The sequence below is a fragment of the Bradyrhizobium altum genome (assembly GCF_020889705.1).
Taxonomy (GTDB): Bacteria; Pseudomonadota; Alphaproteobacteria; order Rhizobiales; family Xanthobacteraceae; genus Bradyrhizobium; species Bradyrhizobium altum.
The window spans coordinates 1-23,507 of sequence record NZ_JACMYP010000024.1; the positions used below are offsets into that span (position 1 = coordinate 1).

Below are 23,507 nucleotides of genomic sequence, written 5' to 3' on the forward strand. Positions count from 1 at the left end.
CGGCGCGGCCCCGCCGCCAGCCGGCCGCGAACGCGGCGAGATCGCTGTCGGAAAACGACAACACCACGAGATCGGCCGGATCCTGGCCGAGGTCCCTTGGCGTCGCGGTCTCCTCAAGGCCGCGGCTCTCGCGGAAGACGACGTGCATCAGACACCTAGTCGCGCCCTGATCGCGGCTTCGTCGATATCGCCGTGTTCGCCGATCACGACGAGCTTTGACTGCCGCGCCCGCGCGCCCCAGGGCATGTCGAACTGATGCCTGACCCGCTCGCCGACCGATTGCACCAGCAACCGCATCGGCTTGCCGCCGACCGCGATGTAGCCCTTGGCGCGCAGCACGTTCTGCTCGCGCGCCAGCCCCTTGATCGACGCGATGAGCGCATCGACATCCGCGATCTCCGGAAGATCGATCACCACGGAATTGAAGTCGTTGTGCTCGTGCTCGTCCTCACCGTCATGGTGGGACGGCCGCGACGCGAGGTCATCCTCTGCCGCCGCCTCGAGGCCCAGGATCACGCGGGCGTCGATCGCGCCGTCGACGATGGGCAACATCGGCACCTCGCGCGGCATCTCGGCCGCGATCACCGCCTTGGCCGCTTTGATCCCCTCGGCTCCGGCGAGATCGGCCTTGGTCAGCAGCACGATATCGGCACAGGCGATCTGGTCCTCGAACACCTCGGACAGCGGCGTCTCGTGATCGAGATTGTCGTCGGCCGCGCGCTGCGCATCGACCACGGCCGGGTCCGGCGCAAAGCGGCCGGCGGCAACGGCCTCCGCATCGGCCAGCGCGATCACGCCGTCGACCGTAATCCGCGAGCGGATTTCCGGCCAGTCGAAGGCCTTCAGCAGCGGCTTCGGCAAAGCGAGGCCCGATGTCTCGATCACGATGTGATCGGGCCTCACAGGGCGCGCGAGCAATTGCTCCATCGCCGGGATGAAATCGTCGGCGACGGTGCAGCAGATGCAGCCATTGGCGAGCTCGACGATGTTCTCGGTCGGACAATTGGCGTCGGCGCAAGACTTCAGGATGTCACCATCGACGCCTTCGCTGCCGAATTCGTTCACCAGCACCGCGAGCTTCTTGCCGTTGGCATTCCGGATCAGATGCTGGATCAGCGTCGTCTTGCCGGACCCGAGAAAGCCGGTCACGACGGTGACCGGAACCTTGGCGAGCGTCATCATTCTGCGGCCTCCGGCACGACGGCGATGGGGGGAATTCGGGCAAGCGATTGCTTGCGAAAGATTTCGGGACGGCTGCGCCACGGCACGATGCCGTCAGGCGCCGACGCATAGGCGGCAGCACCGGCGATCACATCCTTGGCATGATCAGCGGACAGGCGGCCGTACACATACGACCACCGGCCCGGAGCGCTGAGCGCGACCGAGCAGCCCTGGCTGCAAGCCGACAGACATTCGACAGGAACCAGATTGACGTCTTCGGGCACGCCGGCCTCAACAAGCGCGGCATGCAGGCGCGCACCGGGCGCGATCTCACCCTCGGCCAGTGTCTGGCCCGCGCGGCAGGTGATACAGACATGAAGTGTAACGCTCATCGCCCTTCCTGGATTGACTGCGGGAAGCGATGAGGCACACGAACCTGACGTGAACAGGTTCGTTCCCCGTCGCGGAACACCCCGTCCGCCGGTCTCAAACACACTGCGTCGGCAGGTCTCCCGGCTTGCGGAGTAGGATTTCTCCCGTGATGCCCACCTTCCCGACTCCATCAGGGAATCAGTGGCTTGGGCATCTCTCCGGTCACGGTCGCGGGGGCGGCTGCGCTTCGGGCAAACCTTACGGTCCGAGCCCTATCGCATTCCCTCTTCGCCTGTCGTAGGACAGGAACCAACGCGGGGTCACCATTCGTCTTGGCCTCGCACTTGTCAAGCCGAAGGAACGTGATGATTTCTGATGGAAACGACGCTGAAGATCGCGACGTCGGCACCGACCCTTCGCTGGATGCGCGGCATGCGGCCAAAATGGCGAAAAAGAAGGTCGCCCGCGACAAGATCATGGCGACCAAAAGCGGTGAAAAGGGCCTGATCATCGTTCATACCGGCGCCGGCAAAGGAAAATCATCCTCCGCCTTCGGTATGATCGTGCGCTGCGTGGCGCATGGCTTTCCCTGCGCCGTGGTGCAATTCATCAAGGGCGCCTGGGATACCGGCGAACGCCGCCTGCTCACCGGGCATTTCGGCGATCTCTGTCAATTCCATGCGATGGGCGAAGGTTTTACCTGGGAGACGCAGGATCGCGCCCGCGACGTCGCGGCAGCGCAAGCCGGCTGGGAAAAAGCCAAGCAGCTGATCGCGGATCCGAGCCTGCGGATGGTCGTGCTCGACGAGATCAACATCGCGCTGCGCTACGATTATCTCGCGATCGCCGATGTCGTCGACTTCCTGACCACTTCGAAGCCGCCGATGACGCATGTCGTGCTCACCGGGCGCAACGCCAAGGACGAATTGATCGAGATCGCCGATCTCGTCACCGAGATGACGTTGGTCAAGCACCCCTTCCGGTCCGGCATCAAGGCCCAGCCGGGCGTCGAGTTCTGACAGACATCACCATGGCGCGCGCATTGATGATCCAGGGAGCCGGCTCGGACGTGGGCAAGTCGCTCATCGTCGCCGGCCTTGCGCGTGCCGCGAAACGGCGCGGCCTGCGCGTGCTGCCGTTCAAGCCGCAGAACATGTCCAACAACGCCGCCGTGACCGTCGACGGCGGCGAGATCGGCCGCGCGCAAGCCTTGCAGGCGCTTGCCGCCGGCGTCGAGCCGCACACCGACATGAACCCGGTGCTGCTGAAGCCCGAGACCGATGTCGGCGCGCAGGTCATCGTGCACGGCAAGCGGATCGCGACCGCCCGCGCGCGCGAATATGCCGCCATGAAGCCGTCGCTGATGGGCGCGGTGATGGAGAGCTTTGGGCGCCTGAAGCAGCGCGCCGACCTGGTGCTGGTCGAAGGCGCCGGCAGCCCCGCCGAGGTCAATCTGCGCAAGTCCGACATCGCCAATATGGGCTTTGCGCGCAGGGCCGACGTGCCCGTGGTCTTGGTCGGCGACATCGATCGCGGCGGCGTGATCGCGCAGCTCGTCGGCATCCAGGCGGTGATCGATCCTGATGATGCTGCGATGATCCAGGGCTTCGTCATCAACAAATTCCGCGGCGATCCGACGCTGTTCGACGACGGCTACCGCCAGATCGAAGCCCGGACCGCGTGGCGCGGCTTCGGCGTGCTGCCCTGGTTCGCTCGCGCCGGTGAGTTACCTGCCGAAGATGCGCTCGGGCTTGGCGACGCGCGCAAGCCCGGCCAGTGCAAGATCGCGTTTCTGGCGCTGTCGCGGATCGCCAATTTCGACGACCTCGATCCGCTGAAGCTCGAACCCGGCGTCGATCTCGTGATGGTGCGGCCGGGTGAAGCCATTCCGGGCGACGCGAAGCTCGTCATCCTGCCCGGCTCGAAATCGACCCGCGGCGATCTCGCCTTCCTGCGCGCGCAAGGCTGGGACATCGACCTGCTGGCGCATCATCGCCGCGGCGGCCATATCCTCGGCCTGTGCGGCGGATACCAGATGCTTGGGCAAAGCGTCGCCGATCCTGACGGGATCGAGGGGCTCGCCGGCGAAACGCCTGGCCTCGGGCTGCTCGACGTCACGACGACCATGACCGAACAGAAGACGCTGACCCGCGTCAGCGCGGTGCACGCTGCGACCCATCAACCGATCAGCGCCTACGAGATCCACATCGGGCGCACCGACGGGCCGGATCGCGCACGGCCTTTTTCAATGCTTGACGGCTCGCCGGAAGGTGCCATGTCGCGTGACGGGCGCGTTCACGGCAGCTATCTGCACGGCCTGTTCACCTCGGACGGGTTTCGCAAGGCGTTTCTTGCGCAGCTCGATATCCCAGCGGCGGATCAGCCGTACGGCGCCAGGGTCGAGAGCGCGCTCGACGCGCTTGCCGAGCATATCGAGACCCATCTCGATGTCGAAGGCCTGCTCGCGTTGGCGCGCTAAGCCGACAACGCGGCGGCAAGGCGGGACCATTCGGCCTCGCTGCCCGGTAGACCGAGGCGCAACCATCCCGGCTTTTGCTGAAAGACGCGCGACCAGATCTGGCCGCGGGCAAGCTTGTCCTGCGCGGCCAGCGCATCGCCGGTCTCGTAGAGACGAAACAGCGGCGTGCCGCCGAGCATCGTCCAACCCAGCGATCGCGCCTCCGCATCGAGCCTGGCGCAATCGTCCGCCAGCCGTGCGGTCGTCGCCGTTGTCCAGTCGTGATCGAGCAAGGCCCGCCGCCCGATTGCGATCGCGGCGCCCGAAACCGGCCATGGTCCCACCATCGCCGCAAGCGCGGCGATATCCGGCTCGCTGCCGATCGCGAAGCCGAGCCGCAGACCCGCAAGTCCGTAAAATTTACCGAATGAGCGCAGGATCAGGAGCCCCGGCTGTCCGGCCGCTCCTGCAAGCGACAGGTCGGATACAGCGTCCGCAAAACTCTCGTCAATCACGAGCCGGCCAACGCGTGGCAGCAGCGCGAGCAGTTCGTCCCGATCATGGCACCTGCCATCCGGATTGTTCGGATTGACGATGATGCCAATGTCCGCTCCCGCAAGCGCTGCGAGATCGGACACCTCGGTCACGTCCCAACCGGACGCCGACAACATCCCGGCATACTCGTTGTAGGTCGGCGCAAGAATGCGTGCCCGTCCGCGCGGCGCCAGATGCGGCAGCAACTGGATGGCGGCCTGCGCGCCGCCCATCGCCACGATCGGCGCGTCGGTGCGGTAGGCCTGCCGCGCGGCGTGATGGAGGGATTCAATTTCGGATCGCGACGGCAACGCGCTCCATTGTCGCAGCTCGACATCGACGTCAGGATAAGGCACCCGATTGATCCCCGTCGACAGATCGATCCAGTCTTCCGCAGCGCCGCCGAAGCGCTGCTGGGCGACATCGAGATTTCCGCCATGCTCACGCATGCGTCGCTCCTTTACGCCAGCGCCAGGGCCACGAACGCCGCGGCCAACAGCATCATGGCGTAACGATAGAGCTTCAGCCCGGTGAGGACATCAGCGGCAGCCGGATCGCGCGCCCCCTCGTTCAGCCAGGGCTCGTTCGCGATGCTGCCGTGATAGATGCGGGGCCCGCTGAGCCGCACGCCCAGCGCGCCGGCCATCGCAGCTTCCGGCCATCCGGCATTCGGCGAGCGATGGCGCCGCGCATCGCGCAACATGCAGGACCACGCCTGCGAGAAGCGCGGCGCAAGCAGCACGAACAGAAGCCCGGTCAGCCGCGCCGGAATCAGATTGGCGAGATCGTCGATCCGGGCGGCGGCCCAGCCGAACGCTTCATGCCGCTCGGTGCGATGGCCGATCATCGAGTCCAGCGTGTTGATCGCCTTGTAGCCAAGAATTCCCGGCAGGCCGAACAGCGCGCCCCAGAACACCGGCGCCACAATGCCGTCGGATGCATTCTCGGCAAGGCTCTCGATCGTCGCGCGCGCGAGGCCGGCGTCGTCGAGCGTTGCGGGATCACGACCGACAATCTGCGCGACCGCCGAACGCGCGGCCGCGATGTCGCCGGACGCAAGCGGATGTGCCACCGCGGCGACATGATCATGCAGCGAGCGCAGCGCCACCAGCGGCCACGCCAGCACACCGACGAGGACGACGCGGACCCATCCGGATGCGAGCGTGGACTGAACCGCCCAACCCAGCGCCGTCGCCAGCGCGATCACCAGGATGGCCGCCGCGACACCGGCGACGCGCCGAAACGCCGGCGGATCGGAGGCCCGGTTCCAGGCGGTATCGACAAGATGGATCAGCCGGCCGAGCCAGGTCACGGGATGGCCGATGCGGGCAAACAGCCAAGCCGGCCAGCCGATCAAGGCGTCCACAGCCATCGCCACCGCCATCGCTTCCGCAAAACCCACGCACCTCTCCTCACCGCGATCCCCCTGATGCGCAAGACGTCGGCCGAGTGCAAGCCCTCCGGGGCGGATTTCGGCTTTGTCTTTTACCGCGATTGGTGGTTAGAGCGTTTTCGAGGCGAAGCGGATACCGGTCCGCAACAGGAGACCATATGGCCGTCATTCTGATCACCGGCGGAGCCCGGTCCGGAAAGAGCCGGCGCGCCGAATTGCGCGCGCGCAGCTTTCCAGGTCGGCCGGTCTATATTGCGACCGCCGAGGCGCTCGACGCGGAAATGGATGAGCGCATCGCCAAGCATCGTGCGCGCCGCGGCGATGACTGGATCGAACGCGAGGTGCCGCTCGATCTCGTGGAGGCGCTGGCCGAGACCGATGGCGGTGGCGCAAGGCTGGTCGATTGCCTGACGTTGTGGCTGTCCAACCTGCTGCATGCGGAGCGCGACTGGTCGCAGGAAGTCGCGCGGCTGGCGGACGCGTTGTCGCGCCAGCGCAGCCCGGTCATCATGGTCACCAACGAGGTCGGCCTCGGCATCGTGCCCGACAACGCACTGGCGCGGACCTTCCGCGACGCTGCAGGACTCATGAACCAGAGCATTGCCGGTGCGGCGGACGAGGTCGAATTCGTCGTTGCGGGCCTGCCGATGAAGCTGAAATGAGCAACACGATCGATCCTGTCAAAGGCCCCGCGATGGTCTCGTTCGACGATGCGTTTCGCGGGCAACTGCACGAACTTTTTGTGTGGCGGCGCGACGTGCGCCGCTTCCGGTCCGAGCCGCTGCCTGATGGTACGATCGAGCGGCTGATCGAGATCGCCTGCCTCTCGCCTTCGGTCGGGTTGAGCCAGCCTTGGCGGTTCGTCATTGTCGACGATGCGGCACGGCGCCGCGCGGTGATCGAGGACTTCAAGAGCTGCAACGCCGACGCGCTGCGATCCTATTCCGGCGAGCGTGCAGCAAAATATGCCGCATTGAAACTATCGGGCCTCGAAGAGGCGCCCGGCCATCTGGCCGTGTTTGCCGAAAAGACCGACCAGATCGGCTCCGGCCTGGGGCGCGCCACAATGCCGGAGACGACGGAATATTCGGTGGTCGCCGCGATCTGCTCGATGTGGCTTGCCGCGCGCGCGGAAGGCATCGGGCTCGGCTGGGTCTCGATCTTCAATCCAGGCCGCGTTCATAAGATTCTGGAGATACCCGATACGTGGAAATTTATCGGCTACCTCTGCATCGGTTACCCCCAGGCGGAATGCGACCGTCCTGAGCTCGAGCAGGCCAAGTGGGAATCGCGGCGAGGTCCGGATGAATTCACCATCCGGCGCTGACCAATCTCCGAGCGGCAGCGGCGCCTCGAACAACGCCGCCCACTGGCGCGCCGACATCGCCTCCCTGGTTTTTCCGCTCCCGGAGCACGGCGCCATCTGCGCGGTACATCGGGGCGCGTTTCGAACATTGCTTGGCGCCGACCCGACGCCGGACGGCTGCCTCGGCTATTTCGCACGGTTTGAAGACGCGTTCAGGGCCGCGGCGCGCGCCAAGATCCTGCGCAAGCGCATCCCCCTTGGAACAAATCTGCATCTTACCAGTCGCGACATCGCTCGAAAGCTGCTAGAAGCCGACCAAATCGAATGTGGAGAACGACCATGAGCCAGTCCCCGGCCGCGCAAACCCAGGTCATGCAATCCCAGGTCACGCATCTGCCGGTCGCGACCGGACGGGTCGGACGGCTTGCCCAGTCCCTGATGGCGATGTCGCTCGGTCTGTTCATCGTCGGGGTGGTGGGCTTCTCGCACATGGACGTGATCCACAATGCCGCGCACGACGTGCGCCACTCCAACGCCTTCCCCTGCCACTGACCCCGCTGGCATGAGCACGTTTCGCTCGATCGTCTTCTCCTCGGTCATTGCCGGATTCATCGTTGGCCTGATCGTCACTGCGGCCCAGCAGTTCGGCACCGTTCCGCTGATCCTCAAGGCCGAGGTCTATGAGAAGGCGGCCGAGCACAAGCACGAAGCCGCCGCGCCAGCGCAGGCCATCCTCGTCCACGATCATGCGGAACATGATCACGGCGCCGAGGCGTGGGAGCCGCGCGACGGCCTGGAGCGCAACCTTTATACCGTCGGGGCGAACATCCTGACCGCGATCGGCTTTGCGCTGCTGCTTTGCGGCTTCTTTTCGGTGCGCAGCGGCGCCACCGGTGAGCCGATCTCGTGGCACGAAGGCTTGATGTGGGGCCTTGCAGGCTTTGCCGTCTTCACGATTGCGCCGGGCCTTGGGCTGCCGCCTGAACTACCGGGGGTCCCCACCGCACCACTGTTGTCGCGTCAGATTTGGTGGGCGACGGCGGTGCTGGCGACATCCGCCGGCCTTGGGCTGATCGTGTTCCGGCGCTCGATGCCGGCCGCCATCGCCGGCGTGGTCCTGATCATGCTGCCGCATTTGATCGGCGCGCCCGAGTTGGAGCATGTCGAGACCAACATGCCCTCGTCATTGTCGCATCAGTTCGTGGTCGCGGTCACGCTGACCAGCCTGGTGTTCTGGTCGCTGCTCGGCAGCCTGACCAGCGGCGCGTTCGCCTATTTCGACCGGCCCGCGTGGGCGTAACGCCCCTGCCTGATATCGTGGCCGCTCAGCTCGCCTGCCTGAGCGGCTTGCCGGCCCGCAGCTCCCTGTCCTGCACCAGCACCTTCTCCGCATAGAGCTCGTCGATCTCCTGCTCGGACAGCCCGAGTTCGCCCAGGATCTCCTCATTGTGCTCGCCGAGCAGGTCGGCCCTCAGCCCAGTGCGCTGCGGCCATTCCGAGAAGCGCATCGGCGCGCCCGGAATCGCAAATTGGCCGATCCGGGGATCGCTGACATGGCGGACCGTGCCGCGCTCGATCAGATGCGGCTGGGCCATGGCGTCATTCAGGGTCAGCACCGGCGCACAGGGGATTCGTTCCTGCTCCAGCGCCGCGATCGCCGCATCGCGTGACGGAAAAGTCTTGAGCCAGGCTTCGACGATCTCCCCCACCAGCACCCTGTTGTCGGCCCGCGCGCGTGCGGACTCGAACCGCGGATCTTTCTCGAGCTCCGGCCGCCCCAGCGCGCGAACCATTTGCGGCCATTGATGCGCCAGCGCGCAGATCACGAGAAACTCACCCCGGCCGCACTCGAACACCCCGACTGGACCGCCATTCGGGTGCAGCGAGCCCTCCCGCTGCGGCACGAAGCTATCCCCGCGCAGCGAGACCTTCGGCACGTTGGCCTCGTGCATGTGAAAATATGTGTCGAGCAGCGTCGACTCGATGAACTGGCCCTCTCCCGTCCGCGCGCGGTGCAGCAGCGCAAAGCCGACGGCCATCGCTGCGGCAACGCCGGTCGAGGCGTCTCCGATCGCAACCGGCACCTGCGCCGGCTTCCCATCGGGATCGCCGATCACGCCGGTGATGCCGGCGAAGGCCTGAGCGATGTAGTCGAAGCCCGGCTTGTCGCTCAGCGGGCCGGTCTGTCCGGCGAAAGAGATCGAGCACATGATCAGCCGCGGATTGATTTTCCTGAGTGTCTCGTAACCAAGTCCGGCGCGCTCCATCACGCCGGGCGTGAAATTCTCCACCAGAACGTCAGCCTTGGCGGCGAGCCGGGTCAGGATCTGGCGGCTCTTCTCATGCTTGAAATCGAGCGCGAGGCTGCGCTTCGAATGGTTCTGCTGGAAGAAGTACGTGCTCTGCGAGGTGTTCTTGTACGCGGGACCGCGCGGCTTCAGGCCTTGGAAGCGCGACCGGTCGCCGAACGGCGCGAGCTCGATCTTGATCACGTCGGCGCCGGCTTCGGCCAGCAGACGCGTGCACGTCGGGCCTGCGACGAACTGGGTGATATCGAGCACGCGATAACCGGTCAGCATTTTGGGAGGCAGTATCATCTCAATTGTCCAGTTGTTGTGACTGAAGAGTTTGGGCGGGCGCGTGTCCGCTCGCCGGCCTCGCTCCAAACAGATTACTGCGGGCCTGCGCGTCGAGCGTCTTGCGCACCCCGCGCCGGCCGACCGCCAACCCCTTCTGGAGCAGCGGCCGCGCGCGCAGCGCGGCGAACCAGCGCCTGACGTGCGGGACATCGTCGAGCGTGACGCCTTGCGCCTTGTGGGTCATCACCCAGGGAAAGCAGGCGATGTCGGCGATCGAATAGTCGTCGCCCGCGACGTGGCTGCTCTCGCCCAGCCGATCGTTGAGCACGCCGTAGAGCCGGCGTGCTTCGTTGCCATAGCGCTCGACCGCATATGGAATCCTGCCCGGCGCATAGAGCGAGAAGTGCCCATTCTGGCCCAGCATCGGCCCCAGCGCGCTCATCTGCCACATCAGCCATTGCTGCACGCGGGTGCGGCCATGCAGATCACGCGGAGCGAACCTGCCGGTCTTCTCCGCAAGGTAAAGCAAGATCGCCCCCGACTCGAAGATCGTCAGCGGCTCGCCTCCGTCCGGCGTATCCCTGTCGACCATGACAGGGATCCGCCGATTGGGATTGAGCTTTCGGAATTCGGGCTTGAACTGGTCCCCGCGCGTGATGTTAACGGGCACGACGGTGTACGGCAGCCCGCACTCCTCGAGCATGATCGAGATCTTCCAGCCATTCGGCGTCGGTGCGAAGTGAAGATCGATCATCGGAGCCTCCGGCACGGCTCAGGCCAGCTGCTTTTCGCGCGACAGCGAGAGTCCGGCCTCCTGCAGCCGCCGTTCGAGCATCGGTACCCGGTCGTTGCCCCAGAACTGCTCGCCGCGAAACACGCAGATCGGCACGCCGAAGATGTGATCACCCTGGCTCTCCTGCTGCGCCTCCTCATATTCGCGCCGGCCGTCGCCTTCGAAATAGCTGCGGAATTCAGCGCCGGACATCCCGAGCGATTCGATGAAGCGCTCCACTGCATCGACCTCGTCGACCGCGAGCTCGCGGCGGAAGAACAGCTCGTAGACCAGGCGGCTGTATTCGATCAGCCGCCCCTGCTTCTCCGCGAACAGCCCGCCGATCAGCGCCGGGGCGGTATCGAAGATCTTCAGCGGGCCGCGGATGATCTTCTTGTCGCCGCGCTCGTTCGCGGACCGCCGCGCATCCATGTAGGAATACTTGACCTTGTATTCCGAATAGACGCTGCGCTGGCCGGAGCCCTTGATCCGGAGCTGGAACGGCCGCCACTGCACCTTGATGTCGAACTTCTTTTCCAGCTCGAACACCGGATCGAATGCCAGCCAGGCATAGGGGCTTTTGTAGTCCGAATACATCTTGAGGACTTCGCGGGACATTGTCTCTCCTTTGTCGATTGTCATTGCGATTGAGCGACGAGCGGGCACTGGCTCTCCGACAACGGCTGCGCCGCCTCGGATGCCGGAATGACCTTCACGATGGTGTAGTAGTCCCAGGGCTTCTTCACCTCGCCGGGGGCCTTGATGCTCGCCATGTAGAACGGATGCATCAGCCAGCCGTCGGCGCGCACAAAACCGTTCTCGACATACATGTCGTTGACCGGCAGCTTGCGGATCTCGTCGGCGACCCTCAGGCCGTCCAGCGTTTTGGCGGCCGCGACGGCCTGCAGATAGTGCAGCGTTCCCGAGTAGACCGCGGCCTGGTCCATGGTCGGCATTGCGTGGTGCTGCCTGAAGAAGCGTTCCGACCAGGCACGCGTCTTGTCGGTGCGGTCCCAGTAGAACGGGGTTGCAAAGGTCAGGCCCTGCACATTCGCGATCCCGAGTGCGTGCACATTGGTGATGTAGGTCAGCGGCACCACGATGTGCTGACCGCCCTCGGCGATGCCGAACTCCTTGGCCTGCTTCAGGGCGTTGGTGGTGTCCTCCGCCGCCGAGATCAACCAGATCACCTTCGCCTTCGACGCCACCGCCTGCAGCAGGAAGGAGCTGAAGTCGGGATTGTTCTGCGGGAAGCGCACTGAGCCCAGCACCTTGCCCCCGGCCGTCTTGATCGCACCCGCTGCAGCGTCTTCCATCGCCTTGCCGAAGGAATAGTCGGCCGACAGAAAGAAGAACGTATCGAGCCCGCGCTCGATCAGCGGCTTCGGTAGCGGCGCCGAAATCGCATAGGCGTTGAGCGACCACGAGAAAGCGGTCGCCGCGCAGGCCTGCTGGGTGATTGCAGGGCTTCCGGTCACGCCGTGGATCACGATCCTGTTGCGCGTCCGCGCCAGCTCCTGAATGGCGAGCGCCACGGCCGACTGCGCGACGTCGACAACGACGTCGGCTCCGCCATTGTCGAACCAGTTGCGGGCGATCGCCGCGCCGACATCGGCCTTCGCCTGGTGATCGCCGGAGATCACCTCGATCGGACGGTCCAGCACCTTGCCACCGAAATCCTCGACCGCCATCCTGGCAGCGAGCACCGAGCCCGGCCCCATGATGTCGCGGTACATCCCCGACATGTCGGTGAGCACGCCGATCCTGACCGGCTGCACATCCGCCGCCTGAACCGGCGTCAGCATCGCGCTGGCGACCAGCAACGCGATCGCTGCACCTGTGGTTGTTGGTTTCTTCACCATGACTATCCTCGACGTTCCCGCTTGGGACGGCATGCATGTGCCGGCCTTCTTGCTTTCAGATGATCCGCCTGGACGTCAGATCGTCGATCCGCCGCCCGGAGAGGCCGAGCAGCCCGCCATAGATCTCCTGATTGTTCTGCCCGAGCGTCGGCGCCGGCGCGGTGTATCCCTTGTGCGTCCGTCCCATCTTGATCGGGAACCCGGCGCCGATGACGCGCTGCTCCAGCGGCTCGGTCGGATGCACGACCGGCTGCAGCATGTCGCGGGCGCCGAGATGCTCCCAGGCGAGGATGTCGTCGATGTCGCGGATCGGGCTCGCGGCGACATCGCCGCGATTGAGCGCCTCGATCGCCTCGAGCGTGGTGCGGCCCAGCGTCCATTCGCTGACGATCGCATCGACGATCGTGTTGTTGGCGACGCGCCAGCCGGTGTTCATGAACTTCGCATCCGCGGCGAGGTCGAGCCGGTCCATCACACCCAATAGCGCCAGCCAGTCCTCATTCGTGGCGGCGCCGAGCGCGATCGCACCGTCGCGCGTGGCATAGGTATTGAACGGCGAGAACCGCATGATGCGGTTGCCCTGCCTTGGCGCCATCCCCATCTGCGGGTAGCAATCCAAGGGCTCGTCGAGCACCAGCGACAACAGGCAGTCGGCCATCGCGACGTCGACGAACTGGCCTCGTCCCGACATGCGCTGCTCGGTCAGCGCGGCGAGGATGCCGGAGACCGCAAAGGCGCCCGTGATGCCGTCGGCAAGCGCGGTGCCGGCCTTGCTTGGGCTGCCATCCGGCGCACCGGTGATCGACATCAATCCGGCGGCCGCCTGGATCATCAAATCGTAGGCCTTGAGCCGCCGGTCGGCGCCGGTCGAGCCGTAGCCGGTCAGCGCGCAATGCACGATCGCGGGGTTGACCTGGCGGTTCGCCTCATAGTCGATCCCGAGCCGCTCGGCCGCACCGGGACGCAGATTCTCGACCAGGATATCGGACTTGCGCAGCAGCGCATGGAACAGTTCCATGCCCTCCGCCGTGCGCATGTTCAGCGTGATCGACTTCTTGTCGCGGCAGCGCTTCAGATAGGCGAGACCGAGATCGCTGTCATGCTTGCGGTCGAGCGAGACGCCGTCCTTGCCGAGGAATGGCGGCCCGGTCATGGTGGGGTCGCCTTGCTCCGGGGTGTCGATGCGAATGACCTCGGCGCCGAAGCCCGCCAGCATCAAGGTCGCGAACGGGCCTGAATAGAACCGCGTGAGATCGAGAACGCGGACACCGTGCAGCGCGCCTTGCCTCGTCGTCGTCGCGCTCGCCGTCATCCGCAATTTCCCTTCCCGCTTGCCGCTCTGTCGTTGTCTTCATCGTTGACGCGGCGGGCATATAGGTCAAATATTTTCCGATCCGGATTATTGATGCGAAAATGGAATGAATGATGCGCGAGCGACGCCCACGCCGGTTCGAGGTCAGCCTCAAACATCTTCGTGCCGCCAACTCGGTCGCGGTGTATGGCAGCTTCACCGCGGCCGCCGCCGACCTCGGCATGACGCAGTCGGCGGTGAGCCGTCTGGTGCTGCAGCTCGAACGGCAGCTCGGCGTCTCGCTGTTCCTCAGATCGACGCGCAACGTCATCCTGACCGCGCCGGGCCGCGAATTCACGGCATCGACGCAGCGCCTGCTCGCCGATCTCGGCGCCCAGGTCGACAATGCCCGCGCGCTCGGCGAGCAGATCAAGGGACGCCTGATCATCTCATGCCTGTTGTCACTCACGCACCACGTGGTGCCGGAGGCCGTGCTGAAATACAGGAAGGCGCATCCGGGTGTTGAGATCCACCTGCGCGAGGGCCTTGGCAGCGAGGTCTATGAAGATGTGCGCAGCGGCCTCGCCGATTTCGGCGTCGGCAACGTCACCGCGCTCGGCCAGGAGGTCGTCAGCGACGACGCGGTGCAGGAGTCCTGCTTCGCGATCCTGCCGTCGCGCCATCCGTTGCGAAACAACACCACGCTGAGCCTCCGCGAACTGCGCAACGAAACCTTCGTCTCGCTTCCGACCGGCTCGGGCCTGCGCAAGCAGATCGACAGCGCCGCGACCGCAAGCGGCATCGTGCTCAATCACAGCACCATCGTCGAGCAGTTCGGCACGCTCTACGATTTCGTCGCAGCCAATGTCGGCATCTCGATCGTTCCGGCCTCGGCGGTGCCGCCGCGGGCGCCGCGCGGCGTGATCGTCAAGCGGCTGGTGTCGCCGCCGCTGGTTCGCAAGATCGGGATCCTGCGGCTGAAGAACCGCCCGCTGACGCCGGCCGCGACCGGATTTCTCGATATCTTCCGGCCATTGTTCCTGAGCGCGTCACGGCGATAGCCCAAGAGCCACCCAAGAATCATTTGAGATTCGCGGCAGAGCCTGATTAGGTTCGGCGATGCCGTCTGCTGCACGCCGCAACTGGCACGCATGGCGGCGGCAATGCCGAACCGACAGGGCCCGACCACCGATGACCAGGACGCGACGGACACGACCGACGATTCGTGACGTCGCGGCCGAGGCCGGCGTCTCCGTCTCAAGCGTCAGCCGCACGCTCAATGGCGGCATCTATACCAGCGCCGAGCTGCATGCGCGCATCATGCGCGCGGTGAAGCGTCTCGGGTTTGAGCCCGACCAGGCGGCGCAGGCGCTGCGCTCGCGGGCCTCCAACACGATCGGCTGCATGGTGGCCGATTTCTCCAATCCGCACTACACCGGCATGGTGAGCGCGGCGGAGGAGGAATTCCAGCGCGCGGGCTTCCTCTTGATGCTGGCGGCGACCAAGCATGAGGAGGCGCGCGAGGCGGCGTTCCTGTCGGCGGTGCGGCGCCGCCAGATGGATGGATTGCTGCTGTTCGCCGGCGACAATTCCCACAAGGATTTCATGAAGGGGCTGGCGACGCTCGACCTGCCCTGCGTCACCGTCGACCGCGAGGTACCTGATAGTGTCATGGTTCGCGTCGATCACCGCGGCGGCGCGCTGGAGGCAACGCGCTATCTGATCGGCCTCGGCCATCGCCGGATCGCGTTGCTGACCGGAAGTGCTGCGGTGCTGCCAAGCTCGGAGCGGCTTGCGGGCTACCGGCAGGCGCATCAGGAGGCGAAGATCGAGGTCGATCCAACCCTGATCCGCCCGCACATGCAGGGCGCCAACACCGCCTTCAGCTCGGTGTGCCAGCTGCTGCAAATGACAAGACCGCCGACCGCGATCATCTCGCTCGGCACCAGCATGCTGGCCGAAGTGCTGGAGGCGATCACCAGCAACGGCCTGCGCTATCCGCAGGACGTATCGATCATGTGCAGCGGCGACACCGACCTGGCCCGCCATGCGACGCCCGCGATCTCAGCCCTGAGCTGGGACATGAACGAGGTCGGCCGCACCGCCGCGCGGCTGTTGCTGGAACGGATCCGCGAGCCCGACAAAGCCGGCAGCAGCGCCCCGGTGTTCCTGCCGACGCGCCTTATCCTACGCCATTCCTGCGCCGCACCGCCAACGCGGGGGCGGAAGTAACGCCGCGCCGATCAATCGACCAGCGGCGCCGCAGCGTATTGCGCGTCGGAGACGTGCTCCATCCAGGTCGCGTAGTCGCCGTCGAGCGCTTCGTGGATCGCGATGTGGCTCATGCCCGTGGTGGCGCCGCGCCGTGCCAATGCTTCTCGCCCGGCGGAATCCATACCACGTCACCCGGACGGATCACGCGGATCGGGCCGTCCCAGCTCTGCACATATCCGGCGCCGGCCGTGACGTAGAGCGTCTGGCCGAGCGGATGGGTGTGCCACGCCGTACGCGCACCCGGCTCGAAGGTGACGCGCGCGGCCTGCACACGCGCGGGTGCGGGTGCATTGACGATCCCGTCAGCCCATACCGTGCCGCTGAACCAATCGGCGCTGCCGCGCCGGCTTGCGATCGATCCTGCGCGCTTGATGTCCATTCGCAATCCTCTCGTCTATCCAGGCTGGAAACGGTTCCAGCATTTCGTCATTGCCGGCTATCGCCCCTCTCAATGACGGAGATCGCCCCTCTCAATGATGGAGCGAGACCGCGGTCGCGCTACTCTCAGCGCAGCACGAAACCCTCATAACCGCGCTGCGCGATCTGCGCGATGCGGTGCCGGTAGCCCTGGCCGACATAGGGCATGAACACGCGCGGCTTGCCCGCGATGTTGGCGCCCTGGTACCAGGAATTCGCCTTCGGATAGAGCGTGCGGCTGGCGGCGTCGGCGACATGCGCCATCCAGGCCCGCTCGGCGTCGCGTACCGGCTCGATCCGCGTCAATCCCTTGGCGCGCATGTTGCCGAGACAGGCGGTGATCCACTCGACATGGTTCTCGCAGGCATGGATCACGTTGCCGATGACAGAGGGGCTGCCCGGCCCGGTCACGACGAACAGGTTCGGAAAGCCCGACACCATCAGGCCGAGATAGGCGCTGGGCCCGTCGGCCCAGGCCTCCTTCAACGTCGCGCCGTCCCGCCCGCGGATCTGCATCGCGGCGAGCGCCCCGGTCATCGCGTCATAGCCCGTCGCCAGCACCAGCGCATCGAGCGTAAAGGACCGCGTCGCGGTCTCGACGCCGGTCTCGGTGACGGTCTCCAACGGCTCTGTGCGCAAATCGACCAGCTCGACATGCGGCAGATTGTAGGTCGCGAAATAACCGGTATCGATGCAGATGCGCTTGACGCCGAGCGGATAATCCTTCGGTGACAGCGCCTCCGCCGTCGCCCTGTCGTGCACGATGCCGCGGATCTTGTCGCGCACGAACTCGCAGGCGACGTCGTTGACGGCCTCGTCGGTCAGGATGTTCGGGAACGCGGTCAGGATACCGCCGCCGCCCTGCTCCCAAAGCTGTTCATAGCGCGCCCACTGCGCGTCCCGCTCCGGCACCGGTGCGTCGAGGGCATTCGCAGGAACCCGCCCGAACTCCGGCGTCTCGAGGCTCTCGCGATATTTCGCGATCACGGGCTCGGCGGCAGCGATGTCGGCTTCGGACAGCGGTGCATTGCGTGCAGGCACCGAGTAGTTCGGCGTGCGCTGGAATACGGTCAGGCGGCTCGCCGCCTTCGCGACCATCGGGATCGTCTGCACACCCGACGAGCCGGTGCCGATCACGGCAACGCGCAAGCCGGAAAAATCGATCTCCTGATGCGGCCATTGCCCGGTATGATAGACCGGCCCACGAAAACGCCCGAGGCCCGCGAGCTTCGGCTTGTTAGGCACCGAGAGATTGCCGGTCGCCATCACGCAAGTCGATGCGACGATGCAATCGCCGCGATCGGTGCGCAACGTCCAGCTCTCGCCTTCTTCGTCCCAGTCGGCGCCCGTCACGCGGGTGTCGAAGCGGATCAGGGAGCGCAGATCGAACCGGTCAGCGACACGCTGCGCGTAGCGCAGGATCTCCGGCTGGGCGGCGTATTTCTCGCTCCAGCGCCATTCCTGCCGCAACTCCTCCGACCAGCTGTAGGAATAGAACAGGCTCGGTATGTCGCAGCGCGCGCCGGGATAGCGATTCCAGTACCAGGTGCCGCCGACGTCGGACGCCGCCTCGATGCCGATCACCTTCAGCCCGAGCTCGCGCAACCGATAGATCGCATAGAGCCCGCCGAAGCCGGCACCGACCACGACGGCATCGCATTCGGCGACCAGCGGCGGCCTCGCGCCATGGTCCGGGCTCGTCTGCTCCAGTCTGCTCATTTGTCACATCTCTCCGGCCGCAGGAATATTGCCATCGGCGGGAACGCGCGCTAATCTGGAAACGTTTCCAGACTGGAAGCGCATACGATAATTGTCGCCGGACGTCAACGCGCCGGCCCTCGGCAAGGGGCCGCGCGCACGTCACAAGGCGATCAACGGACAATCAGGGAGTGACTGAGGGATGTTGGACGGATTTTGTCTTCGTGCGTGCCTGGCGGCCGCGGTAACCATCGGCGCGCTGTCGCCGGCACTCGCGCAGAAGAACTACGGCCCAGGGGTCTCGGATACCGAGATCAAGATCGGCAACATCATGCCCTATAGCGGCCCCGCTTCGGCCTACGGCGCGATCGGCAGGACCGAGGCGGCCTATTTCAGGATGATCAACGACCAGGGCGGCATCAACGGACGCAAGGTCAACTTCGTCAGCTACGACGACGGCTTTTCGCCGCCGAAATCGGTCGAGCAGGCACGCAAGCTGGTCGAGGGCGACGAGGTGCTGCTGGTGTTCCAGCCGCTCGGCACCGCGCCTAATGTCGCGATCCAGAAATATCTGAACGGCAAGAAGGTCCCTCACCTCTTCATCGCATCGGGCGCGACGCGTTTCGGCGATCCGCAAGGCTTTCCCTGGACGATGGGCTGGCAACCGAACTACCAGAGCGAAGGGCGGATCTACGCCAGATACATCCTGGACAAATTCCCGAACGGCAAGATCGCGGTGCTCTGGCAGAACGACGATGCCGGCAAGGATGCGCTCAAGGGGCTGCGCGACGGCCTCGGCGACAAGGCGAGCAGCATGATCGTCGCCGACAAGTCCTACGAGCTGACCGATCCGACGCTGGATTCGCAGATAGTGGCGCTGCGGGCCTCCGGCGCCGACATCCTGTTCACCTGGGCGGCGCCAAAGGGCGCGGCGCAGACCATCAAGAAAGTCGCCGAGCTCGGCTGGAAGCCGACCTTCTTCCTGACCTCCACCGCGACGTCGGTCGCCTCGGTGATGCGCGCCGCCGGCATCGAGCATTCGCAGGGCATCATCTCGGTCGCCTACCTCAAGGATCCGACCGACACGATCTGGAACGACGATGCCGAGACCAGGGAATGGCGGGCGTTCATGGACAAGTACATGCCCGACGGCGACAAGACCAACGGCAATCACGTCTATGGCTACGCCGCTGCGCAAACGCTCGCGCAGGTGCTCAAGCAGTGCGGCGATGATCTCACACGCGAGAACGTGATGAAGCAGGCTGCCGGCCTGAAGGACTTCGCGCCGAAGATGATCCTGCCTGGGATCAGGATCAACACCAGCGCAACGGACTTCCGTCCGATCGAACAGTCGCAGCTGGTGCGGTTCGAGGGCGAGAGCTGGAAGCTGTTCGGCAACATCATCACCGGCGAGGTCGGCAGCGAATAGTGCGCCTGCGCACACTGTTCAATGAGAGGACGGAACGGGACGCAAAGCTGAGGCAATTCGCGTCGCGAGGACGCGGGTGTTTGACTCACGGGCGTGCAGCATGTTCGACGTCGTCCCTGCGAAAGCAGGGACCCATAACCACAAACGGTCGTTATTGCGCGACGCCGGAACTACGAGTCGCAATCACAACACCCGCCGCGGAGTATGGGTCCTGCTTTCGCAGGGACGACACCGAGTGTGTTGCTTGACAGTTGAGCTCGAAACTCTATTCCGAACGCACATCACCCGCCCTACCCGGCCGGCGTCAGGATCGCCTGCTGTGCTGCATGCCAGCTCGCTTCGTCGGGCGCGCAGAGCAAGCCGCCGGTCAGATTGACCGGCTTGTAGGGCGATCCGTCGAAATGTGCGCTGTAGCCGCCGGCCTCGCGATGCAACAGCCAGCCCGCGGCATGGTCCCACGGCATCAGCTTGTTGTAGAACAAGAGATGGCAATGGCCGGACGCCGCCATGCGATACTCATGCGCGGCGCATCTGAGCCAGGCGCTGACGCCAAGCCTGGACAGATTGCCGGCGACGATTGGGCGCAGCGCCTCAGACAGAAAGTTGACGCCAACCACCGCGTCCATCTGCTTGACCGGCACCGCCGGGGCTACCTTCAAATCATGCCGCCTGCCGTCCGGCATTTCGAGCCACGCCCCCTCGCCGCGCAGCGCGAACGCAGTGTCGTTGCTGACCGGGTCATGGATCGCGCCGAACACGATTTCGCCGCGCATCGTGGCCGCCACCATGGAGCCGAACAGCGGCAGGCTCGAGGTAAAATTCCTCGTGCCGTCGATCGGATCGATGATGAAGGCAAGCTCAGCGGTTCCGACCTGATCGAGCGCGGCCGGATCGCGTGCCGTGCCCTCCTCGCCGATCACGACCGCATTCGGAAACGCCCGGAGCAACGCGACCGAGATCGCCTGCTCCGCAAGTTCATCGGCTTCGGTCACCACGTCGAATGCCGATGTCTTGGTCCGGACCTCGATCTCCCGCACGCGGCGGAACCGCGGCATGATCTCGGTGCGGCCGACTTCGGCGAGGATGTTTCCGATGTTCAGCGCATCGGCATGGGACAGTTTCACGCGGCATTCTCCTGCGTTGCGCCGGCATCCTATCGCAGGATCATGACTGCGCGGCAATCACCGGCGCTGGTTGTAGACATCGATGCAGACGGCACCCAGCAGGACGAGGCCCTTGATCACTTGCTGATAGTCGATGCCGATGCCGAGGATCGACATGCCGTTGTTCATCACGCCCATGATCATGGCACCGACCACCGCGCCGCCGACCCGGCCGACGCCGCCATAGGCCGAGGCGCCGCCGATGAAGCAGGCGGCGATCACGTCGAGCTCGAAGCCAAGGCCTGCCTTCGGCGTCGCAGTGTTGAGGCGGGCAGCAAACACCAGCCCGGCGAGCGCCGCCAGCACGCCCATGTTGACGAAGGTGAAGAAGGTCAGCCGCTCGGTCTTCACGCCCGAGAGCTTCGCCGCCTTGGCGTTGCCGCCGACCGCATAGATCTGGCGGCCGATCACGGTCCGCCGCGTGACGAAACCGTACAGCGCGATCAGCAACGTCATGATGACGAGCACGTTCGGCAGGCCGCGATGCGAGGCGATCAGATAGGTGAAGTAGAGCACCGCGCCCGCCAGCGCGATGCTCTTGGCGATGAAGAACGCGTAGGGCTCGACCTCGATGCCGTGCGACTGCTCGCGCGCCCGGCTCTTGGCGCTCGCGAGCACCAGCGCGAACGCCAGCACGACGCCGATCAGGAGCGAGGTCGGATAGAGCGTGCCGGCGCTCGGAAACAGCTCGGGGATGAAGCCCGACGACAGCTTCTGGAAGGTCGGCGGAAACGGCCCGACCGACCGGCCCTGCAGCACCGCGAGCGCAAGGCCCTTGAACACCAGCATGCCCGCCAGCGTCACGATGAAGGACGGAATCTTGAAATAGGCGACCCAGTAGCCCTGCGCAGCGCCGATCGCGGCACCGATCAAGAGACAGACGATGAAGGCAGTCGGGTAGTCGACATGGTAGCTCACCATCAGCACCGCCGCGACCGCGCCGACGAATCCGGCGACCGAGCCGACCGAAAGGTCGATATGCCCGGTGACGATCACGAGCAGCATGCCGAGCGCCATGATCACGATGTAGCTGTTCTGCAGCACGAGATTGGTGAGATTGACCGGCTGCAACAGCGTGCCGTCGGTCACGATCTCGAAGAACAGCATGATCGCAAGCAGCGACAGCAGCATGCCGTAGTTGCGCAGATTGTTCTTGATGAAGCCGGAATGCTTGGGGGTCTCGGGAAGTGACACCGTCTTGTCGGTCATTGTGCTCCGTCTCCCGCCCGTACCTCGCTGTCGTGGGCGCCATTCCCGGACATCCTGACATTGCGCATGATGGCGCGCATGATCTTCTCCTGCGTCGCATCGTCCTTCGCGAACTCGCCGACGAAGGCGCCGTCGTTCATCACGCAGATCCGGTCGCAGATGCCGAGCAATTCCGGCATTTCCGACGAGATCACCACGACGCCCTTGCCGGCCTCCGCGAGCTCGTTGATGATACAATAGATCTCGTATTTTGCCCCGACGTCGATGCCGCGGGTCGGCTCGTCCAGCAGCAGCACCTGCGGATCGGTCATCAGCCATTTCGACAGCACCACCTTCTGCTGGTTGCCGCCCGAGAGCTGTCCGGCCTCCTGATAGACGTCGGAACAGCGGATCCGCATCCGGCTGCGGTAGTCGCTCGCGGCCTTCAGCTCGACGACATCGTCGATCACGCCGCGATCCGACACCTGGCGCAGGCTCGCCAGCGTCACGTTCTTGCGGACGTCGTCGGCGAGGATCAACCCGAGCTGCTTGCGGTCCTCGGTGACATAGGCGAGGCCGGCATGGATCGCAGCCGGCACGCTGGCAAGGTTGGCCTCGCGTCCGTCAAGGCTGATCCTGCCGGAGATATTGTAGCCCCAGGCCCTGCCGAACAGGCTCATGGCGAACTCGGTGCGGCCGGCGCCCATCAGGCCGGCGATGCCGACCACCTCGCCGCGGCGCACCCTGAAATCGACGTTCTTGATCACCTGCCGGGCGGTGTGCAGCGGGTGATACACCGACCAGTTCTCCACCGTCATCACGGGATTGCCGATCGCAACGTTTCGCTCCGGGAAACGATGCGCGAGATCGCGGTTGACCATGCTGCGGATGATCCGGTCCTCGTCGACCTGCTCGATCCGGCAATCGAGGCTGTCGACGGTGCGGCCGTCGCGCAGCACCGTGATCCGGTCGGCGACCCGCGCGACCTCGTTGAGCTTGTGCGAGATCAGGATCGAGGCGATGCCCTGCTCGCGGAATACCAGCAGCCGGTCCAGCAGCGCGGCGCTGTCGGCCTCGTTGAGGCTCGCGGTCGGCTCGTCCAGGATCAGGAGACGCACCTTCTTCGACAGCGCCTTGGCGATCTCGACCAGCTGCTGCTTGCCGACGCCGAGATCGGTGACGAGAGTGTCCGGCGATTCCCGCAGGCCGACCTGTGCCAGCAGCTCTGCCGTCCGCCGGTACACCGCGTTGCGGTCCACCACCCCGAACCGCGACGGTGCACGCGACAGAAAGATGTTCTCGGCGATCGACATCAGCGGGATGAGCGCCAGCTCCTGGTGGATGATGATGATCCCCAGCGCCTCGGAGTCGTTGATGTAGCGGAACCGGCGCTCCTCGCCATCGAACAGGATCGACCCTTCATAGCTGCCGGCGGGATAGACCCCGCTCAGCACCTTCATCAGGGTCGACTTGCCCGCACCATTCTCGCCGACCAGCGCATGGATCTGCCCGGCTTCCACGGTGAAATTGACGTCGCGCAGTGCCTGCACGCCGGCAAAGCTCTTGCTGACGTTACGCATCTCAAGCATCGCCGTCATCGGATCACATCC

At 65.2% G+C, this 23,507-nt stretch carries 23 protein-coding genes, 1 pseudogene and 1 riboswitch; of the genes and pseudogenes, 10 read left to right on the top strand and 14 right to left on the bottom strand.

Translation table 11 applies throughout. The features are described 5' to 3' along the window. Positions 1–147: 147 nt before the first annotated feature. Together cobW and H8B02_RS09515 are read right to left on the bottom strand one after the other, a co-directional pair. On the bottom strand, positions 148–1,182 hold the full coding sequence (gene cobW, locus H8B02_RS09510) for a cobalamin biosynthesis protein CobW (protein WP_229165975.1): 1,035 nt from the start codon (positions 1,180–1,182) through the stop codon (positions 148–150). Next, complete coding sequence (locus H8B02_RS09515; RefSeq protein WP_229165976.1) at positions 1,179–1,553, bottom strand: DUF1636 family protein; 375 nt, start codon at positions 1,551–1,553, stop codon at positions 1,179–1,181. Before H8B02_RS09515 ends, cobW begins: the two co-directional genes overlap by 4 nt. Positions 1,554–1,646: 93 nt before the next feature. Then, positions 1,647–1,862, bottom strand: a riboswitch (cobalamin riboswitch). A gap of 36 nt (positions 1,863–1,898) precedes the next feature. Here H8B02_RS09515 and cobO point away from each other — a divergent pair. Both cobO and H8B02_RS09525 read left to right on the top strand, forming a co-directional pair. Next, entirely contained in the window at positions 1,899–2,552 is a 654-nt protein-coding gene (cobO, locus tag H8B02_RS09520) for a cob(I)yrinic acid a,c-diamide adenosyltransferase (RefSeq protein ID WP_229165977.1), read from the top strand. Between the two features lie 11 nt (positions 2,553–2,563). Next, entirely contained in the window at positions 2,564–4,012 is a 1,449-nt protein-coding gene (locus tag H8B02_RS09525; RefSeq protein WP_229165978.1) for a cobyric acid synthase, read from the top strand. On the opposite strand, the gene cobD is transcribed toward H8B02_RS09525, so the two are convergent. Together cobD and cbiB are read right to left on the bottom strand one after the other, a co-directional pair. Continuing rightward, positions 4,009–4,974 (bottom strand): threonine-phosphate decarboxylase CobD, encoded by a 966-nt coding sequence (gene cobD, locus H8B02_RS09530; RefSeq protein ID WP_229165980.1) that lies wholly within the window; start codon positions 4,972–4,974, stop codon positions 4,009–4,011. The genes H8B02_RS09525 and cobD overlap by 4 nt on opposite strands. A gap of 11 nt (positions 4,975–4,985) precedes the next feature. Further along, positions 4,986–5,927, bottom strand: coding sequence for an adenosylcobinamide-phosphate synthase CbiB (gene cbiB / locus H8B02_RS09535; protein WP_229165983.1), 942 nt, complete (start codon positions 5,925–5,927; stop codon positions 4,986–4,988). 149 nt (positions 5,928–6,076) lie between these two features. Between cbiB and cobU the strand changes: the two genes are divergently transcribed. From cobU to H8B02_RS09560, 5 genes are read left to right on the top strand one after another with little or no spacing between them, the layout of a single operon-like run. Beyond that, entirely contained in the window at positions 6,077–6,580 is a 504-nt protein-coding gene (gene cobU / locus H8B02_RS09540; protein ID WP_229165984.1) for a bifunctional adenosylcobinamide kinase/adenosylcobinamide-phosphate guanylyltransferase, read from the top strand. 32 nt (positions 6,581–6,612) lie between these two features. Continuing rightward, positions 6,613–7,245 (top strand): 5,6-dimethylbenzimidazole synthase, encoded by a 633-nt coding sequence (gene bluB, locus H8B02_RS09545; RefSeq protein ID WP_229166053.1) that lies wholly within the window; start codon positions 6,613–6,615, stop codon positions 7,243–7,245. Further along, the gene (locus tag H8B02_RS09550; RefSeq protein ID WP_229165986.1) at positions 7,223–7,567 is read left to right on the top strand and encodes a hypothetical protein; all 345 of its coding nucleotides are present in this window, start codon (positions 7,223–7,225) and stop codon (positions 7,565–7,567) included. Before bluB ends, H8B02_RS09550 begins: the two co-directional genes overlap by 23 nt. Before the next feature lie 29 nt (positions 7,568–7,596). Beyond that, positions 7,597–7,776: a CbtB domain-containing protein gene (locus H8B02_RS09555; protein ID WP_229166054.1), complete on the top strand. Its 180-nt coding sequence runs from the start codon at positions 7,597–7,599 to the stop codon at positions 7,774–7,776. A gap of 10 nt (positions 7,777–7,786) precedes the next feature. Then, positions 7,787–8,524, top strand: a complete 738-nt coding sequence (locus tag H8B02_RS09560) for a CbtA family protein (RefSeq protein ID WP_229165987.1) — start codon at positions 7,787–7,789, stop codon at positions 8,522–8,524. Positions 8,525–8,549: 25 nt separating this feature from the next. Here the strand turns inward: H8B02_RS09560 and H8B02_RS09565 are convergent, their stop codons facing one another. The 5 genes from H8B02_RS09565 to H8B02_RS09585 are packed head-to-tail and all read right to left on the bottom strand — an operon-like array spanning position 8,550 to position 13,749. Beyond that, positions 8,550–9,821 carry a CaiB/BaiF CoA transferase family protein gene (locus tag H8B02_RS09565; protein ID WP_229165989.1) on the bottom strand — a complete coding sequence of 424 codons (1,272 nt, stop codon included), beginning with the start codon at positions 9,819–9,821 and terminating at the stop codon, positions 8,550–8,552. Position 9,822: 1 nt separating this feature from the next. Continuing rightward, complete coding sequence (locus H8B02_RS09570; protein ID WP_229165991.1) at positions 9,823–10,557, bottom strand: glutathione S-transferase N-terminal domain-containing protein; 735 nt, start codon at positions 10,555–10,557, stop codon at positions 9,823–9,825. An 18-nt stretch (positions 10,558–10,575) separates the two neighbouring features. After that, positions 10,576–11,193: a DsbA family protein gene (locus tag H8B02_RS09575; protein WP_158231186.1), complete on the bottom strand. Its 618-nt coding sequence runs from the start codon at positions 11,191–11,193 to the stop codon at positions 10,576–10,578. A 20-nt stretch (positions 11,194–11,213) separates the two neighbouring features. Next, the gene (locus tag H8B02_RS09580) at positions 11,214–12,434 is read right to left on the bottom strand and encodes an ABC transporter substrate-binding protein (protein ID WP_229165996.1); all 1,221 of its coding nucleotides are present in this window, start codon (positions 12,432–12,434) and stop codon (positions 11,214–11,216) included. 58 nt (positions 12,435–12,492) lie between these two features. After that, complete coding sequence (locus tag H8B02_RS09585; RefSeq protein WP_229166002.1) at positions 12,493–13,749, bottom strand: CaiB/BaiF CoA transferase family protein; 1,257 nt, start codon at positions 13,747–13,749, stop codon at positions 12,493–12,495. A gap of 113 nt (positions 13,750–13,862) precedes the next feature. Between H8B02_RS09585 and H8B02_RS09590 the strand changes: the two genes are divergently transcribed. Together H8B02_RS09590 and H8B02_RS09595 are read left to right on the top strand one after the other, a co-directional pair. After that, the gene (locus tag H8B02_RS09590) at positions 13,863–14,789 is read left to right on the top strand and encodes a LysR family transcriptional regulator (RefSeq protein WP_229166003.1); all 927 of its coding nucleotides are present in this window, start codon (positions 13,863–13,865) and stop codon (positions 14,787–14,789) included. A gap of 130 nt (positions 14,790–14,919) precedes the next feature. Then, entirely contained in the window at positions 14,920–15,960 is a 1,041-nt protein-coding gene (locus H8B02_RS09595) for a LacI family DNA-binding transcriptional regulator (protein ID WP_229166005.1), read from the top strand. A gap of 11 nt (positions 15,961–15,971) precedes the next feature. Here H8B02_RS09595 and H8B02_RS09600 read toward each other — a convergent pair. Further along, positions 15,972–16,381, bottom strand: a pseudogene (locus tag H8B02_RS09600) ((R)-mandelonitrile lyase). Positions 16,382–16,506: 125 nt separating this feature from the next. Next, on the bottom strand, positions 16,507–18,138 hold the full coding sequence (locus H8B02_RS09605; protein ID WP_229166007.1) for a flavin-containing monooxygenase: 1,632 nt from the start codon (positions 18,136–18,138) through the stop codon (positions 16,507–16,509). 181 nt (positions 18,139–18,319) lie between these two features. Between H8B02_RS09605 and H8B02_RS09610 the strand changes: the two genes are divergently transcribed. After that, positions 18,320–19,546: an ABC transporter substrate-binding protein gene (locus tag H8B02_RS09610; RefSeq protein WP_229166008.1), complete on the top strand. Its 1,227-nt coding sequence runs from the start codon at positions 18,320–18,322 to the stop codon at positions 19,544–19,546. Positions 19,547–19,836: 290 nt separating this feature from the next. Here the strand turns inward: H8B02_RS09610 and H8B02_RS09615 are convergent, their stop codons facing one another. The 3 genes from H8B02_RS09615 to mmsA are packed head-to-tail and all read right to left on the bottom strand — an operon-like array spanning position 19,837 to position 23,495. Continuing rightward, positions 19,837–20,670 (bottom strand): inositol monophosphatase family protein, encoded by an 834-nt coding sequence (locus H8B02_RS09615; RefSeq protein ID WP_229166010.1) that lies wholly within the window; start codon positions 20,668–20,670, stop codon positions 19,837–19,839. Between the two features lie 57 nt (positions 20,671–20,727). Next, on the bottom strand, positions 20,728–21,918 hold the full coding sequence (mmsB, locus tag H8B02_RS09620; protein ID WP_229166012.1) for a multiple monosaccharide ABC transporter permease: 1,191 nt from the start codon (positions 21,916–21,918) through the stop codon (positions 20,728–20,730). Further along, complete coding sequence (gene mmsA / locus H8B02_RS09625; protein ID WP_229166013.1) at positions 21,915–23,495, bottom strand: multiple monosaccharide ABC transporter ATP-binding protein; 1,581 nt, start codon at positions 23,493–23,495, stop codon at positions 21,915–21,917. Before mmsA ends, mmsB begins: the two co-directional genes overlap by 4 nt. Positions 23,496–23,507: the final 12 nt, after the last annotated feature.